Origin of the sequence: Gilvimarinus gilvus, assembly GCF_030518155.1 — a bacterium.
Taxonomy (GTDB): domain Bacteria; phylum Pseudomonadota; class Gammaproteobacteria; order Pseudomonadales; family Cellvibrionaceae; genus Gilvimarinus; species Gilvimarinus gilvus.
The window spans coordinates 1-367 of sequence record NZ_JAULRU010000819.1 but is presented as its reverse complement, the minus strand read 5'-3'; the positions used below and the strand labels follow the sequence as shown (position 1 = coordinate 367).

The 367-nt window shown below is 65.1% G+C and carries 1 protein-coding gene; it reads right to left on the bottom strand.

What is annotated here, in order from left to right; all coding sequences use genetic code 11:
* On the bottom strand, positions 1-367 hold a 367-nt coding region (locus tag QWI17_RS21640), incomplete at both ends, for a TrkA C-terminal domain-containing protein (RefSeq protein WP_302724616.1).

The window sequence follows — 367 nt, the reverse complement described above, 5'->3', positions numbered from 1 at the left end:
ATCGCCTTCGAGAACGAAGTCGCCGAAGAAGCGCAGGTCCAGGCCACGCTGCGGCGCCTGGCTGAACAGTTTGCCCAGCGCCGGCAGGTTGTGTTCGTGGCCGATCACGCAGAGCATGTCGTCGACCTCCAGCACGGTGCTGCCAGAGGGGTGCAGCAACTGCTCGCCGCGGAACAGGGCGGCGATGCGTGTGCCTTCCGGCATCTTCAGCTCGCGCAGGGCGGCGCCGATGCACCACTTCTCCTTGCCCAGGCGGTAGACGAACATTTCCCACTCGCTGGTGATGTGCACCTCCAGCGCAGAGCGGGAGATGGGTGCCGGATCCGGTGGTACAGTCACCTTCAGCAGCTTGGCCATCCACGGTAGG